A 15,160-nucleotide genomic window follows, 5' to 3' on the forward strand; every position below is an offset into this window, starting at 1 on the left:
AAATTCAGTGATTTTTCCTACTCAAGGGCCTGTGAAGCCGCTGAAAACCTGCGCTGCGCGGGTTATCAATAGACACACAGCAGGACATAACAAGAACGAATGCCTAGCAGGAGAGCCGTATGAAGCAGACGCACTACGTGGCCCGCGAGCCCGATGCGCAAGGTTTTATCCACTACCCGCCGGAAGAACACGCGGTGTGGAACACCCTGATCACACGCCAGTTGAAAGTGATCGAGGGCCGTGCCTGCCAGGAATACCTGGACGGCATCGACAAGCTTGGCCTGCCCCTGGATCGCATCCCACAGTTGGGCGAGATCAACAAAGTGCTGGCCGATACCACCGGCTGGCAAGTCGCCCGCGTGCCGGCGCTGATCCCTTTCCAGACCTTCTTCGAATTGCTCGCCAGCAAGCAGTTTCCGGTGGCGACCTTCATTCGTACCCGCGAGGAACTGGACTACTTGCAAGAGCCGGATATTTTCCACGAAATCTTCGGCCACTGCCCGCTGCTGACCAACCCCTGGTTCGCCGAATTCACCCACACCTACGGCAAGCTGGGCCTGGCGGCCACCAAGGAGCAACGGGTGTACCTGGCGCGCCTGTATTGGATGACCATCGAGTTTGGTTTGGTGGATACGCCCCAAGGCCGGCGCATCTACGGTGGCGGTATTCTGTCATCACCCAAGGAAAGCGTGTATTGCCTGTCGGACGAACCCGAACACCAGGCCTTCGACCCGCTGGAGGCGATGCGCACGCCGTATCGCATCGACATCCTGCAGCCGCTGTACTTCGTGCTGCCCGAGCTCAAGCGCCTGTTCGACGTGGCGCAGGAAGACATCATGGGCATGGTCGAGCGCGGTATGCAGTTGGGTCTGCACGCACCGAAGTTTCCACCAAAGCCCAAAGCCGCGTGACACTTACATTTCGAGGCTAGGTGAGTCTGTTCCCTGGCCGCGCGTTGCTTTAGGGTAACGCCCACTGATCTTCAATCATTCGAATTCAGGACACCCCACATGACCACCTTGAACCAAGCCCATTGCGAAGCCTGCCGCGCCGACGCCCCACAAGTCAGCGATGAAGAACTGCCGGTGCTGATCAAACAGATCCCGGACTGGAACATCGAAGTGCGCGACGGCGTGATGCAATTGGAAAAGGTTTTCCTGTTCAAGAATTTCAAGTTCGCCCTGGCCTTCACCAATGCCGTGGGTGAAATCTCCGAAGCCGAAGGCCATCACCCTGGCCTGCTCACCGAATGGGGCAAAGTCACCGTGACCTGGTGGAGCCACTCCATCAAGGGCCTGCACCGCAACGACTTCATCATGGCCGCGCGCACCGATGAAGTGGCCAACAGCGCCGAGGGCCGCAAGTAATGCATTTCGACGCGATTGGCCGCGTGCCCGGCGACCCGATCCTCGGGCTGATGGACCTGTATGCCCAGGATGCCAACCCGAACAAATTCGACCTCGGCGTGGGCGTCTATAAGGATGACCAGGGCCTGACGCCGATTCCGCACTCGGTAAAACTCGCCGAGCAACGCCTGGTCGATAGGCAAACCACCAAGACCTACATCGGCGGTCACGGCGATGCAGCGTTCGGCGCACTGATCAGCGAGCTGGTGCTGGGCGCCGATTCGGCGCTGCTGCGTGAACAGCGTGCCGGCGCCACCCAGACGCCCGGCGGCACCGGGGCCCTGCGCCTGAGCGCCGACTTTATCGCCCACAACCTGCCCGGCCGTGGCGTGTGGCTGAGCGATCCGACCTGGCCGATCCATGAAACCATTTTCGCCAAAGCCGGGCTGAACGTCAGTCACTACCCTTATGTGGGCAGCGACAATCGCCTGGATGTGGAGGCGATGCTTGCCACCCTGTCCAGCGTGCCCGAGGGCGACGTGGTCTTGCTGCACGCCTGCTGCCATAACCCGACCGGCTTCGACCTGTCCCAGGATGACTGGCGCCAGGTGCTGCAGATTGTGCGCGAACGCCAATTGCTGCCGCTGATCGACTTCGCCTACCAAGGCTTCGGCGATGGCCTGGAGCAGGACGCCTGGGCGGTGCGCCTGTTCGCCGCCGAGCTGCCGGAAGTGTTGATCACCAGTTCGTGCTCGAAGAACTTTGGTTTGTACCGCGACCGCGTTGGCGCATTGATCGTGTGCGCGGCCGATGCGCAAAAGCTCACGGATGTGCGCAGTCAACTGGCCAATATCGCGCGCAATTTGTGGTCTACACCGCCGGACCATGGTGCCGCCGTGGTCGCGACCATCCTCGGCGATGCCGCGCTGAAACAGCAGTGGAGCGATGAAGTGGAGGCCATGCGTTCGCGCATTGCGCAACTGCGCGCCGGGCTGGTGGAAGCGCTGGCGCCCCACGGCTTGGCCGAGCTGTATGCGCATATCGGGACGCAGCGTGGGATGTTTTCCTATACCGGGTTGAGTGCCGAACAGGTCCAGCAACTGCGTGAAAAGCACAGTGTGTATATGGTCAGTACGGGACGGGCCAACGTGGCGGGGGTGGACGCCACGCGCTTGACGCTGCTGGCCCAGGCCATCGCCGACGTCTCCAACTGAATAAACCGGGAACTAAATGTGGGAGGGGTTAAGGCTTTTTGTAGGAGCGAGCTTGCTCGCGAAAAACTCACAGGCACCGCGTTCATTCAGGAAGCACGCGTTATCGTTGACATTTTTCGCGAGCAAGCTCGCTCCTACAGAGGGCGGTGTACGCTTGACTGAATGGCATTAGGGCTTGCCCCCTCCCACATTTGGATTGAGTTGACCTCTAGCCTACAACCATCTCAGCTTTCAACTGCGCGTCCCTGGCCTGCGCATCCGCCAGCCGATACAACTCGATATGCCCATCCCAGTGCTCAATCAACGCCGTGCACGACTCCACCCAATCGCCGCAATTGAGGTAATCCACCTCCCCCACCTTGCGGATTTCGGCATGGTGAATATGCCCGCACACCACCCCGTGCAGCTCACGCTTGGTCACTTCGTGGGCGATGGCCTCTTCGAAATCGCTGATAAAACTCACGGCGGTTTTCACCTTGTGTTTCAAGTACGCCGACAGCGACCAATAACCATAGCCATAGCGCGCTCGCCAGTGATTGAGCCAGCGGTTCAGGGTGAGGGTGAATTCGTAGGCCGAGTCGCCCAGGAAGGCGAGCCAGCGGTGATAACGGGTGATCACATCGAACTGATCGCCATGGATCACCAGCAGATGGCGACCGTCGGCGGTCACGTGCACGGCCTCGTCCACCAGTTGGATATTGCCCAGGATCAGCTTGGAATAGCGTCTTAGAAACTCGTCATGGTTGCCGGTGACGTAGATCACCTCGGTGCCGCGTTTGGCCATGGTCAGCAGGCGGCGAATGACGTTGGTGTGGGCTTGCGGCCAATACATGCCGCCACGCATTTTCCAGCCATCGATAATGTCGCCGACCAGATACACCTTGTCGGCGTGGTAGCCCTTGAGAAAGTGCGACAAGTGCTCAGCCTGGCAATCCCGAGTGCCCAGATGCACGTCGGAAATCCACAGGGTACGCACCCGTTGCTTGCGGCTGGGCTTGGCGAATTCGGCACGGGTCATGGGTGTCCCTCGACGCTGTTTTCGCGAGCTTGCGCCCCGGCAGTGAATAGCCCATGACAGCTGTGCGTCAGTCTGATGACAGCGCATTCGCCACCAGGCGTTGTAGACTGCGCCCCTGTTACCCCTTGGTCCAAGGATCGCAATGACTCCCCGCTCAGCCCTCGGCGCCCTGCATATCGGCGCATTGATGTTTGGCCTCACCGGTGTTTTCGGCAAACTGGCGGCCGCCTCCCCCGCCATCATCGTATTCGGGCGTGCCGCGTTCGCCGTGATAGCCCTGGCGGTCTTTGCCCGCTTTGCCAGCAACGCGCCCTGGAAGAGGCTTGAGTGGCGTGACTGGCAGCGCTTGTTGGTCAGCGGTGTACTGCTGGCGGCGCATTGGGTGACGTTCTTTATTGCGGTAAAAGTGGCCGGCGTGGCGGTCGCAACGTTGGGGTTTACCGCCTTCCCGGCGTTTACGGTGATGCTCGAAGGGTTGATTTTCCGTGAGCGCATTCGCGCCAATGAAGTGCTGCTGGTGGTATTGGTCACCGTGGGGCTGGTGCTGGTCACCCCGGACTTCAACCTGGCCAGCGAAGCCACCGGCGGCCTGCTGTGGGGAATTGCTTCCGGGCTGCTGTTCTCGTTGCTGTCGCTGAACAACCGCGCCAGCTCCGGGCGCATTCCGGCGGTACAGGCCGCGTTGTGCCAGAACCTGGTGGTTGCTGCGTGCCTGTTGCCCGTGGCGGCACCGGGGCTTGCGGACGTGCGTGCGCTGGACTGGCTGTGGATCGGCCTGCTGGGCGTGTTCTGTACCGGCCTGGCCCATAGCCTGTTTGTCGCCAGCCTCGCGGTGATCAAGGCGCGCACCGCGTCGGTGGTGTTTGCCATGGAACCGGTCTATGGCATCACCGTGGCCTGGCTACTGTTCGCCGAGACGCCCACCCTGCGCATGCTGCTGGGCGGCGCGCTGATTATCGTCGCCATCGTGCTTTCCGGCCTGATGGGCAGCGCCAGCCAGGCCAAGCCGCCGGCTGCGGCCTGACGTCACGGCGTACGGTCGTTATGCCCAAGGTCGCGCTGCGGGTCGATCTGATCGCGCACGCGCTGCTTGAGCACCTTGGCCTCCGGGAAGCCGCCATCGGCCTTGCGCTCCCAGATCTGTACGTTGTCGCAGGTGATGCGAAACGCGCCGCCGGTGGAGGGCGCCAGGGACACCTTGGCTAAATCCTCGGCAAACGTACTCAACAATTCCTGGGCCAGCCAGGCGGCACGCAACAGCCACTGGCACTGGGTGCAATAGGTGATGACGATCTCGGGTTTGCTTGCGGACATAACGTGAAAGGCTCCTGCGTGACGGCGTCAGTGGATCGCATGGCTATAATACCGGCCTTTATCGCCCAGCCTCGAGATTCATGATGCGCCGCCTGTTGTCCTGCCTGTTCCTCTGCCTGCTCCCCCTTCTCGCCGACGCCGTTGAAAGCCCGCGCCCGAAAATCGGCCTGGTGCTGTCGGGCGGCGCCGCCCGTGGCCTGGCCCATATCGGTGTGCTCAAGGCATTGGAAGAACAGGGCATCCAGGTTGACGCGATTGCCGGCACCAGCATGGGCGCGGTGATTGGCGGGCTGTACGCCTCGGGTTACAAGATCGACGAGCTGGAGAAGCTCGCCCTGAATATCGACTGGCAACAGGCATTGTCCGATGCACCGCCCCGGGAAGACGTGCCGTTCAGGCGCAAGCAGGATGACCGCGATTTCCTGGTCAAACAGAAACTCAGCTTTCGCGACGACGGCAGCCTCGGCCTGCCGCTGGGCGTGATCCAGGGCCAGAACCTGGCATTGCTGCTGGAAAGCATGTTCGCCCACAGCAGCAACACGCGTAACTTCGACAAGCTGCCGATTCCGTTCCGGGCTGTGGCCACCGACATCACCACCGGCGAAAAAGTAGTGTTCAGCAAGGGCCACCTGCCCCAGGTGATACGCGCCAGCATGTCGATCCCCGCCGTGTTCGCTCCGGTAGAGCTGGACGGGCGCCTGCTGGTGGACGGCGGCATGACCGACAACATTCCCCTGGACGTGGCGCGGGAAATGGGCGTCGACATCGCCATCGTGGTGGACATCGGCACACCGCTACGCTCACGCAAGCAATTGGCGACCGTGGTCGATGTGCTCAACCAGTCCATCACCTTGATGACCCGGCGCAATTCCGAGGAACAACTCAAGGCCTTGCACCCCAGGGACGTGTTGATCCAACCGTCCCTGGCAGCCTACGGCGTGACGGATTTCGGCCGCGCCAAGGACATGATCGATGCCGGCTACCGCGCCACGCGTGCCCTCGACCTGCGCCTGGCGCACCTGCGGCCCGCCGAACCGATAGACCCGCAACTGACCGCCGCGCGCACGCCCGGCGAACGCACCCCGATCATCACTGCGATCAAGGTGGAAAACGACTCCAAAGTCAGCGACGACGTGATCCGCTATTACATCCGCCAGGAGCTGGGCGAACCGCTCAACCTCGGCCGCCTGCAATCGGACATGGGCACGCTGTACGGCCTCGACTACTTCGAACAGGTGCAATACCGCGTGGTGAAAAAAGCCAAGGACAATACCCTGGTCATCAGCGCACGCGGCAAGCGCAGCGGCACCGACTACCTGCGCCTGGGTTTGAACCTGTCGGATGACATGCGCGGCGACAGCGCCTTCAACCTTGGCGCCAGCTACCGGATGAACGGTATCAACCGCCTCGGCGCCGAATGGCTGACGCGGGTGCAGATCGGTGATCGCCAGGAGCTGTACAGCGAGTTCTACCAACCCATGGACACAGGCTCGCGCTACTTCGTCGCGCCCTACATCCGTGCCCAGGCGCAGAACGTCGAGCTGATCATGGACAACGACCCCATCTCGGAATATCGGCTGGAGCGCTACGGTTTCGGCTTGAACGTCGGGCGGCAGATCGGCAACAGCGGCGAGATTCGCTTTGGCGTGGGCGAAGCCTGGGGCAAGGCGGACGTGCGTATCGGCGACCGCGACCTGCCGAGCGTGAGTTTCAGCGAGGGCTTCTATGAGCTGAAATACTCGTTCGACTCTTTCGATAACGTGTACTTCCCGCACACCGGCGAAGACATCGCCCTGGCTTACCGTGAGTTCGAGCCGGGGCTGGGTTCCGACCAGCGCTACCGCCAGTGGGAGTTCAAGCTGGACAAAGCCATGAGTCACGGCCCCGACACGTTGATCCTGGGCGGACGCTACGGACGCACCCTGGATAAATCCGACGTGGTGATCTCCAGCTTCCTGTTGGGTGGCGCACGGCAATTGTCAGGCTTTCGCGAGGACGCGATCTCGGGCCAGAACGTCAGCCTGATGCGCGCGGTGTACTACCGCCGGCTGACACCGCGCTCGTACCTGCCGCTGGATTTCCCGTTGTACCTGGGAGCCTCGGTGGAACGGGGTCGGGCGTGGAACAACGACAACCAGTTCGACAGCGGGTATATCAACGCGGCGAGTGTTTTCCTGGGCTTCGATACACCGCTGGGCCCGCTGAATTTCAGCTATGGATTCAATGATGACAACCAGAAAGCGGTGTATCTGAACCTGGGCCAGACTTTCTGACACAACGCAGAATAAAAAATGTGGGAGGGGGCTTGCTCCCGATGGCGGTGTGTCAGTCAATGAATACCTGACTGACACTCTGCCATCGGGGGCAAGCCCCCTCCCACACTTTGATCGTCGTTGTGTCAGGAATCAGGACTTTTCCAGATTCGCCAAAATGTGCCCGTGCACGCGCATGCATACGCGCAAATCCTCTTCGTCCACCCCAACAAACAGCTCATGGCGCAACGCCGTGGCAATGGTCTCGATCTGGTCGATGAGGGGCCGAGCGGTATCACACAACAGGATACGTTTGGCGCGACGGTCTTCCACTACTGCCTGGCGTTGAACCAGGCCTTGGCCTTCCAGGCTGTCGAGCAGACGCGCCAGGGTCGGGCCTTCTACCCCGACACTTTGTGCCAGTTCACGCTGAGTCGGTGCTTCGGTAAAACGGGCCAGGTGCAGCAGTACCAGCCATCGCGCCTGGGACAAGCCCAGCCCCGCCAGACGGCGGTCCAACTCGGCGCGCCAACCTCGGGACATTTGCGCCAACTGCATGCCAAATCGGTGTTGATCGGTTAACGGCATAAAAAACTCATGTTTTAGACTGAAAACAAAGTGTGGCTAATTATTAGTCAGCTAAGCATGAGCCATGCCAGTAGGCAAGGCCCCGTATGTACTGATTCGTTACATTGTCGTAATTGGCACACTAAATTTCGAATTCAGACTGCAAAGCGGCGCGTACGCAGTACAAAACGCCCTCGGGAACACGCCCGGTAAACAACGGCGCGATTTCCGCGACAGGTGGCAATTCGCCTTCCCCGTCGAGAAATGCATCCTGGATTTCACCGAGCAAATCTTCAGGCAAATCAAGAGCCTGCTCCAACGACAATTGCTGCTTGCCGATGGCTTCGGCCAGCAACGTATACACGTTCTTTTCCGAGCATTGCAGCTGGCCGGCGATCTGGATCGGGGTCATGCCGGCGCGAACCAGGCTGATCAGCTCGTGGCGAATATCGGCGATTTCCTTCGGTGCTTCGACCTGGCCGCCGAGTACTTCGAGGAATGCCTGGCCATAACGCTCCAGCTTGCGCGCTCCCACACCGCTGACCCTGGCCATCTCGGCCATGGTGGTGGGCTGCTCGCGAAGCATCTCCAGCAATGTGGAGTCAGGGAAGATGACATACGGCGGCACGCTGTGTTCCTGCGCCAGTTTGCGCCGCAGGGTACGCAAGGCTTCCCACTGTTCGCGCTCTTCGCCACGCACCAGCTGGCTGGCCTGGCTGGTGCTGCTCTTGGCGGTGGTCTGCGGCTTGAGGTCGCGGCGCAGCTCCAGGCTGACTTCGCCCTTGAGCAAAGGCCGGCAACTGTCGTTCAAGCGCAGGCCGCCGTAGCCTTCGATATCGATGTCGACCAGCCCGCGCGCGACCATCTGGCGGAACAGCGAGCGCCATTCGCCTTCGGCGCGGGCCTTGCCGACGCCGTAGACCGAGAGTTTCTCGTGGCCGAAGCTGCGGATTTTTTCGTTGTCTTTGCCCAGCAACACATCCACCAGATGGCCCACGCCATAGCGCTGGCCGGTGCGGTAGATCGTCGACAATGCCTGGCGCGCCGGCTCGGTGGCGTCCCAGGTCTGCACACCGTCGATGCAGTTGTCGCAGTGGCCGCACGGTTGCGGCATGTCTTCGTCGAAATACGCCAGCAGCGTCTGGCGGCGGCAGCGGGTCTCTTCGCACAGCGAGAGCATGGCGTCGAGTTTGTGCTGCTCCAGGCGCTTGTGGCGCTCATCGCCTTCGGAGTTCTGCAGCATCTGCTTGAGCATCACCACATCTTGCAGGCCGTAGACCATCCAGGCATCCGCCGGCAGGCCGTCACGGCCGGCGCGGCCGGTTTCCTGGTAGTAGGCCTCGAGGGACTTGGGCAGGTCCATGTGCGCCACGAAACGCACGTTGGACTTGTCGATCCCCATGCCGAAGGCGATGGTCGCCACCATGATCAGGCCTTCCTCGTTGAGGAAGCGCTTCTGGTGTGCCGAGCGCGTTTCATTGGGCAAACCGGCGTGATAAGGCAGCGCCGGGTAGCCTTGTTCACAGAGGAACGCGGCGACTTCATCGACCTTCTTGCGTGACAGGCAATAGACGATACCCGCGTCGCTGCGCCGTTCCGAGAGGAAGGCCAGCAACTGCTTGCGCGGCTGCTCCTTGGGCACGATGCGGTAGAAAATATTTGGCCGGTCGAAGCTCGACAGGAAGCGCTCTGCGTTCTGCAAATGCAGGCGCTCGACGATCTCTTCGCGGGTACGCTTGTCGGCGGTGGCGGTCAGGGCGATACGCGGCACATCAGGGAACAGCTCCGCCAGTTGGCCCAGCTGCAGGTACTCGCGGCGGAAATCGTGGCCCCACTGCGATACGCAGTGAGCTTCGTCGATGGCGAACAGGGCAATTTCCAGGCTCTGCAGGAATGCCAGCATGCGCGGCTGCACCAGCCGCTCCGGTGCCAGGTAGAGCATCTTCACTTCGCCGCGCTTGATCCGCGCCGCCAGGTCGCGCTGCTGCTCGGCACTCAGGGTGGAGTTCAAGGCAGCGGCGGCGACACCGAGTTCTTCCAGGGTGGCGACCTGATCGTCCATCAATGCAATCAGCGGCGACACCACCACAGCCAGGCCATTGCGCAACAGCGCCGGCACCTGGAAGCACAACGATTTGCCGCCACCGGTCGGCATCAGGACCAGGGCATCGCCGCCATTGGCCACGCGCTCAATGATCGCACCCTGGCGGCCACGAAAACTGTCGTAGCCGAAGATGTCCTTGAGGACGCGTTGAGCCTGCTCGAGCATGTAAAACTCCAAAATGGTGCGCAAATCCCTCTGTACAGGCTGGCCGAAAAAACCCGCTTTCATGGAAAATAATCCGTAAGCGAAGTTTTCCCGGATTGCTGCGTGGCCTGCAGGGGCATCACAAAACGCGGCAGTATACCCGAGCGTTCACCGGCAAAGGGCGCGACTGACGAATAGAGCGCCTCTGTCTAAAACCGGGCAAAAATGCCGTGCGGCTGGCCTGGGCGCTCAAGAAAGCCTAGAATTCAGCATCGTTTATTCCCAAGGTAGCCCTTCAATGTCCTTCGCTGAGCAACTAACCCGCCTGCAAGCCTTCCTCGACGCCGATGAGCTGCATGACGAGGCGCTGGACTACGTGGCCGCCCACGGCTACCTGACCGCCCTGTCGATCTGCTCTGAAGACGTGCCCGAGCGTGAATGGATCGACGCGCTGTTCGCCGAAGAACCTCACTACGCCGACGACGCCCAGCGCGAAGAAATCGAAGCCACCCTGCTGGCCCTCAAGGCCCACATCGGTCGCCAACTGGCCTCCGATGAAGAATTCGAGCTGCCTTGCGAGCTGGACCTGGGTGAAGACCCGGACGACTCCGACCTGCGCGGCTGGTGCATTGGTTTCATGGAAGGCGTATTCCTGCGCGAAGCCGCCTGGTTCGAAACCGCCGAGGAAGAAGTCAGCGAAATGCTGCTGCCGATCATGGTCGGTTCGGGCCTGTTCGACGACCAGCCGGAGTTTTCCGATATCGCCGCCGACGCCAACCTGATGGACGATATGATCGTGCAGATCCCCGAAGCCCTCACCGCGCTGTACCTGCTGTGCAACGCGCCTGACGAAAAACCGGCGATCCTCAAGCCACGTCACCACTGAGTCGCTTGCCCGTGGACCCCATGGGCAAGCGTTCGCCGCTCCTGCGTTACGCGCTGCTGGCCGTCGGCTGGCTTAGCGTAGCGCTTGGGGTGATCGGCATTTTCCTGCCGGTATTGCCGACTACACCCTTTCTCCTGCTGGCTGCCGCCTGCTTCGCTCGAAGCTCCCCGCGTTTCTACCACTGGCTGGTGGACCACCCGCGCCTGGGCCCGTGGATTCGTGATTACCTCGACGGTAACGGCATCCCGCTCAAGGGCAAGGTCTATGCCATCGGCTTGATGTGGCTGAGCATCGCCATTTCCTGCTACCTGGTGCCATTGCCGTGGGCACGGGGCTTCATGCTGACCAGCGCGGTGCTGGTGACGATTTACATCCTGCGCCAGAAAACCCTGCCCCCTCGCTGAACACGCCTGCGACATTCGCCCTCACACGACCTTGGTCGACACTGACTAACCCCAGGCATCATGCGAGACTGTCCAACCGGGCCCGGAATGCCCGGTGTTCTTATGCTCGGAGTTACCATGACGCTGTCCAGCGGGCTGATCGCCGCCGTTGCCCTGGCCTATATGGCCATCATGTTTGCCATCGCCTTTTACGGTGACCGCCGCCATGCGCCGCTGCCGCCGCGTGTGCGCGCGTGGGTCTATAGCCTGTCGCTGGCGGTGTATTGCACCAGTTGGACCTTCTTCGGCGCCGTAGGCCAGGCTGCCGAACAGCTTTGGGCGTTCTTGCCGATCTACCTGGGACCGGTGCTGTTGCTGGTGCTGGCGCCCTGGGTGCTGCAGAAGATGATTCTGATCAGCAAGCAGGAAAACATCACCTCCATCGCCGACTTTATCGCCGCGCGCTACGGCAAATCCCAATCCCTGGCGGTCGTGGTCGCGTTGATCTGCCTGGTTGGGGTACTGCCCTATATCGCCCTGCAGCTCAAGGGCATCGTGCTCGGCGTGAACCTGTTGATCGGCTCCGGACCCGACACCACGGGCACCCGGGCCCAGGACACCGCGCTGATTGTGTCGCTGGTGCTGGCGCTGTTCACCATCGTGTTTGGTACGCGCAACCTCGACGCCACCGAACACCACCGGGGCATGGTGCTGGCGATTGCCTTTGAATCCTTGGTCAAGCTGTTCGCGTTTCTGGCGGTCGGTGCGTTTGTGACCTACGGACTGTACGACGGTTTCGGCGATCTGTTCAGCCAGGCGATGCTTGCACCGCGCCTGGAGGAATATTGGAAAGAGACCATCAACTGGCCGTCGATGGTGGTGCAGACCGGCGTCGCGATGATGGCGATCATCTGCCTGCCCCGGCAATTTCATGTGACGGTGGTGGAGAATATCGACCCGCAGGACTTGCGCCTGGCCAAATGGGTGTTCCCGGCGTATTTGATCCTTGCCGCGTTGTTCGTGGTGCCCATCGCCCTGGGCGGCAAGATGCTGTTGCCCGGTTCGGTGCTGCCGGACTCCTACGTGATCAGCCTGCCGATGGCCGAAGCCCACCCGGCCCTCGCGGTACTTGCGTTCATCGGCGGCGCCTCGGCGGCCACCGGCATGGTGATCGTGGCCAGCATCGCCTTGTCGACCATGGTCTCCAACGACATGCTGCTGCCCTGGCTGTTGCGCCGCTCCAGCGCCGAACGACCCTTTGAAGTGTTCCGCCATTGGATGCTGTCGGTGCGCCGGGTCAGCATCGTGATCATCCTGTTGCTGGCCTATGTGAGTTACCGGCTGCTGGGCTCCACCGCAAGCCTGGCGACCATCGGCCAGATCGCCTTTGCCGCCGTGACCCAATTGGCACCGGCGATGCTCGGCGCGCTCTACTGGAAGCAGGCCAACCGGCGCGGGGTCTTTGCGGGCTTGGCGGCGGGTACCTTCCTGTGGTTCTACACCCTGGTCCTACCGGTGACCGCGAAAAGCCTGGGCTGGTCGCTGAGCCTTTTCCCCGGCCTGACCTGGATGCACTCGCACCCGTTCGGGTTTTCCGTGACCTCACTGACCTTGGGCACCGTATTCTCGCTTGCCGGTAATTTCACGCTGTTCGTGTGGGTGTCGATGCTGTCGCGCACGCGGGTGTCCGAGCATTGGCAGGCCGGCCGCTTCATCGGCCAGGAAACCAGCCAGCGCACCAGCGCTCGCTCCATGTTGTCGGTACAGATCAGCGACCTGCTCAGCTTGTCCGCACGCTTTGTCGGCGAAGAACGGGCGCAGCAGAGCTTTATCCGTTTCGCCTATCGCCAGGGCAAAGGCTTCAACCCCAACCAGAATGCCGACAACGACTGGATCGCCCACACCGAGCGTTTGCTGGCGGGCGTGCTCGGTGCGTCCTCGACGCGAGCAGTGGTGAAAGCGGCGATTGAAGGACGGGAAATGCAGTTGGAGGACGTAGTACGCATCGCCGACGAGGCGTCCGAGGTACTGCAGTTCAACCGCGCCCTGCTGCAAGGCGCGATCGAGAACATCACCCAGGGCATCAGCGTGGTTGACCAGTCGCTCAAGCTGGTGGCCTGGAACCGACGCTACCTGGAGCTGTTCAACTACCCCGACGGCTTGATCAGTGTCGGCCGGCCGATTGCCGACATTATTCGCTACAACGCCGAGCGCGGCCTGTGCGGCCCCGGTGAAGCCCAAGTGCATGTGGCGCGACGCCTGCACTGGATGCGCCAGGGCCGTGCGCATACCTCCGAGCGCTTGTTCCCCAACGGGCGCGTGATCGAGCTGATCGGCAATCCGATGCCCGGTGGCGGTTTCGTCATGAGTTTCACCGACATCACCGCGTTCCGCGAAGCCGCACAAGCGCTGACCGAGGCCAATGAAGGCCTGGAACAACGGGTGACCGAGCGCACCCATGAACTGTCGCAACTCAATGTCGCGTTGACCGAGGCCAAGGGTGTGGCCGAATCCGCCAGCCAGTCGAAGACCCGCTTTCTGGCGGCCGTCAGCCATGACTTGATGCAACCGCTGAACGCCGCGCGGCTGTTCTCCGCCGCCCTCTCCCACCAGCACGAAGGCCTCTCGAGCGAGGCCCGGCAACTGGTGCAGCACCTGGACAGTTCACTGCGCTCGGCCGAGGATCTGATCAGCGACCTGCTGGATATCTCGCGCTTGGAAAACGGCAAGATCAATCCCCAACGCCAGCCGTTTGTCCTCAACGAGCTGTTCGACACCCTGGGCGCCGAATTCAAGGCACTCGCCCATGAACAGGGTTTGCGCTTTCGTTTGCGCGGCAGTCGCCTGCGGGTGGACAGCGACATCAAATTGTTACGACGGATCCTGCAGAATTTCCTGACCAACGCCTTCCGCTATGCCGATGGCCCGGTGCTGCTGGGCGTGCGTCGCCGCCAGGGCCAATTGTGCCTGGAAGTCTGGGACCGTGGCCCTGGCATCCCGCCGGATAAACAGAAAGTGATTTTCGAAGAGTTCAAGCGCCTCGACAGCCACCAGACCCGCGCCGAAAAGGGCCTGGGCCTGGGTCTGGCGATCGCCGACGGTTTGTGCCGCGTGCTGGGCCACCGCCTGAGCGTACGTTCATGGCCGGGCAAGGGCAGCGTGTTCAGCGTGCGTGTGCCGCTGGCCCGCAGCCAGGTCAGCCCGCAGCCAAAGGCCACCGTAGAAAACGGCGTGCCCTTGAGCGGCGCACGGGTGCTGTGTGTGGACAACGAGGAAAGTATCTTGATCGGCATGCGCAGCCTGCTGACGCGCTGGGGCTGCGAAGTCTGGACCGCCACCGGCCAGGCCGAGTGCGCGGCCCTGTTGGCCGAAGGCATGCGCCCGCAACTGGCGCTGGTGGATTATCACCTGGACCACGGCGAAACCGGCACCGAACTGATGAGTTGGCTGCGGGCGCAATTGGCCGAGCCGATTCCCGGCGTGGTGATCAGTGCAGACGGGCGCCCGGAAATGGTGGCGCAGGTGCATGGAGCAGGGCTGGATTATCTGGCCAAGCCGGTGAAGCCGGCGGCGTTGCGGGCGCTGTTAAGTAGGCACCTGCCTCTGTAGACGGGATGTACTCGATAAAAATGTGGGAGGGGGCTTGCTCCCAATTGCCATGGGTATCTACACAACTTTGGTATGGCCCTGAACCTGTGGCGGCTCGGGACCCGAAGCCTCTATAACTGATGCCCCGCGTTCCAAATGTGGGAGGGGGCTTGCTCCCGATGGCGGCCTGACAGCCGACCGAGATGCTGGATCAGAGCGAGTACATATCCGTTGCTGCGGTAACGGCTGCTATGGGTTCCGCCCTTACGGCGTCTCACTTTTGAAAAGCGCAAAAGTAAGCAAAACGCTCTTGCCCCACCACTCGGCACCTCGCCTAGGCTCGG

12 protein-coding genes are annotated in these 15,160 nt (G+C 61.7%); 8 read left to right on the plus strand and 4 right to left on the minus strand.

From position 1 onward, the window contains the following. Positions 1 to 119 precede the first annotated feature (119 nt). From phhA to C4J87_RS17955, 3 genes are all read left to right on the plus strand, one after another. The gene (phhA, locus tag C4J87_RS17945; protein ID WP_003192992.1) at positions 120 to 911 is read left to right on the plus strand and encodes a phenylalanine 4-monooxygenase; all 792 of its coding nucleotides are present in this window, start codon (positions 120 to 122) and stop codon (positions 909 to 911) included. A 99-nt stretch (positions 912 to 1,010) separates the two neighbouring features. Then, positions 1,011 to 1,367 carry a 4a-hydroxytetrahydrobiopterin dehydratase gene (locus C4J87_RS17950; protein ID WP_124363799.1) on the plus strand — a complete coding sequence of 119 codons (357 nt, stop codon included), beginning with the start codon at positions 1,011 to 1,013 and terminating at the stop codon, positions 1,365 to 1,367. Then, a complete protein-coding gene (locus C4J87_RS17955) occupies positions 1,367 to 2,560 on the plus strand; it encodes an amino acid aminotransferase (RefSeq protein ID WP_124367859.1) in 1,194 nt (397 codons plus the stop codon). Before C4J87_RS17950 ends, C4J87_RS17955 begins: the two co-directional genes overlap by 1 nt. Positions 2,561 to 2,768: 208 nt before the next feature. Here the strand turns inward: C4J87_RS17955 and C4J87_RS17960 are convergent, their stop codons facing one another. After that, entirely contained in the window at positions 2,769 to 3,578 is an 810-nt protein-coding gene (locus C4J87_RS17960; protein ID WP_124367860.1) for a UDP-2,3-diacylglucosamine diphosphatase, read from the minus strand. Positions 3,579 to 3,720: 142 nt separating this feature from the next. On the opposite strand from C4J87_RS17960, the gene C4J87_RS17965 reads away from it, so the two are divergent. Further along, complete coding sequence (locus C4J87_RS17965; protein ID WP_124367861.1) at positions 3,721 to 4,602, plus strand: DMT family transporter; 882 nt, start codon at positions 3,721 to 3,723, stop codon at positions 4,600 to 4,602. 2 nt (positions 4,603 to 4,604) lie between these two features. On the opposite strand, the gene C4J87_RS17970 is transcribed toward C4J87_RS17965, so the two are convergent. Continuing rightward, entirely contained in the window at positions 4,605 to 4,892 is a 288-nt protein-coding gene (locus tag C4J87_RS17970) for a SelT/SelW/SelH family protein (protein WP_124363804.1), read from the minus strand. Between the two features lie 83 nt (positions 4,893 to 4,975). On the opposite strand from C4J87_RS17970, the gene C4J87_RS17975 reads away from it, so the two are divergent. Beyond that, positions 4,976 to 7,165 carry a patatin-like phospholipase family protein gene (locus C4J87_RS17975; protein ID WP_124369004.1) on the plus strand — a complete coding sequence of 730 codons (2,190 nt, stop codon included), beginning with the start codon at positions 4,976 to 4,978 and terminating at the stop codon, positions 7,163 to 7,165. Positions 7,166 to 7,297: 132 nt separating this feature from the next. On the opposite strand, the gene C4J87_RS17980 is transcribed toward C4J87_RS17975, so the two are convergent. Together C4J87_RS17980 and recQ are read right to left on the minus strand one after the other, a co-directional pair. Further along, entirely contained in the window at positions 7,298 to 7,732 is a 435-nt protein-coding gene (locus tag C4J87_RS17980; protein ID WP_065884521.1) for a MarR family transcriptional regulator, read from the minus strand. 121 nt (positions 7,733 to 7,853) lie between these two features. Beyond that, on the minus strand, positions 7,854 to 9,980 hold the full coding sequence (recQ, locus tag C4J87_RS17985; protein WP_124367862.1) for a DNA helicase RecQ: 2,127 nt from the start codon (positions 9,978 to 9,980) through the stop codon (positions 7,854 to 7,856). A 277-nt stretch (positions 9,981 to 10,257) separates the two neighbouring features. Here recQ and C4J87_RS17990 point away from each other — a divergent pair, with 277 nt between their 5' ends. From C4J87_RS17990 to C4J87_RS18000, 3 genes are all read left to right on the plus strand, one after another. Further along, positions 10,258 to 10,845 carry a YecA family protein gene (locus C4J87_RS17990; protein WP_124363806.1) on the plus strand — a complete coding sequence of 196 codons (588 nt, stop codon included), beginning with the start codon at positions 10,258 to 10,260 and terminating at the stop codon, positions 10,843 to 10,845. A gap of 20 nt (positions 10,846 to 10,865) precedes the next feature. After that, positions 10,866 to 11,249 (plus strand): YbaN family protein, encoded by a 384-nt coding sequence (locus tag C4J87_RS17995; protein ID WP_124367863.1) that lies wholly within the window; start codon positions 10,866 to 10,868, stop codon positions 11,247 to 11,249. A gap of 117 nt (positions 11,250 to 11,366) precedes the next feature. Beyond that, the gene (locus C4J87_RS18000; protein ID WP_124367864.1) at positions 11,367 to 14,837 is read left to right on the plus strand and encodes a hybrid sensor histidine kinase/response regulator; all 3,471 of its coding nucleotides are present in this window, start codon (positions 11,367 to 11,369) and stop codon (positions 14,835 to 14,837) included. Positions 14,838 to 15,160: the final 323 nt, after the last annotated feature.

Origin of the sequence: Pseudomonas sp. R1-43-08 (assembly GCF_003852255.1) — a bacterium.
Classification (GTDB): domain Bacteria; phylum Pseudomonadota; class Gammaproteobacteria; order Pseudomonadales; family Pseudomonadaceae; genus Aquipseudomonas.

Bases quoted from the DNA above. Each gene is read 5' to 3' on its own strand.
- phhA (WP_003192992.1), top strand. From the start codon at position 120: ATGAAGCAGACGCACTACGTGGCCCGCGAGCCCGATGCGCAAGGTTTT.
- C4J87_RS17950 (WP_124363799.1), top strand. From the start codon at position 1,011: ATGACCACCTTGAACCAAGCCCATTGCGAAGCCTGCCGCGCCGACGCC.
- C4J87_RS17980 (WP_065884521.1), bottom strand. From the start codon at position 7,732: ATGCCGTTAACCGATCAACACCGATTTGGCATGCAGTTGGCGCAAATG.
- C4J87_RS17970 (WP_124363804.1), bottom strand. From the start codon at position 4,892: ATGTCCGCAAGCAAACCCGAGATCGTCATCACCTATTGCACCCAGTGC.
- C4J87_RS17955 (WP_124367859.1), top strand. From the start codon at position 1,367: ATGCATTTCGACGCGATTGGCCGCGTGCCCGGCGACCCGATCCTCGGG.
- C4J87_RS17990 (WP_124363806.1), top strand. From the start codon at position 10,258: ATGTCCTTCGCTGAGCAACTAACCCGCCTGCAAGCCTTCCTCGACGCC.
- C4J87_RS17965 (WP_124367861.1), top strand. From the start codon at position 3,721: ATGACTCCCCGCTCAGCCCTCGGCGCCCTGCATATCGGCGCATTGATG.
- C4J87_RS17960 (WP_124367860.1), bottom strand. From the start codon at position 3,578: ATGACCCGTGCCGAATTCGCCAAGCCCAGCCGCAAGCAACGGGTGCGT.
- C4J87_RS18000 (WP_124367864.1), top strand. From the start codon at position 11,367: ATGACGCTGTCCAGCGGGCTGATCGCCGCCGTTGCCCTGGCCTATATG.
- C4J87_RS17995 (WP_124367863.1), top strand. From the start codon at position 10,866: ATGGGCAAGCGTTCGCCGCTCCTGCGTTACGCGCTGCTGGCCGTCGGC.
- C4J87_RS17975 (WP_124369004.1), top strand. From the start codon at position 4,976: ATGCGCCGCCTGTTGTCCTGCCTGTTCCTCTGCCTGCTCCCCCTTCTC.
- recQ (WP_124367862.1), bottom strand. From the start codon at position 9,980: ATGCTCGAGCAGGCTCAACGCGTCCTCAAGGACATCTTCGGCTACGAC.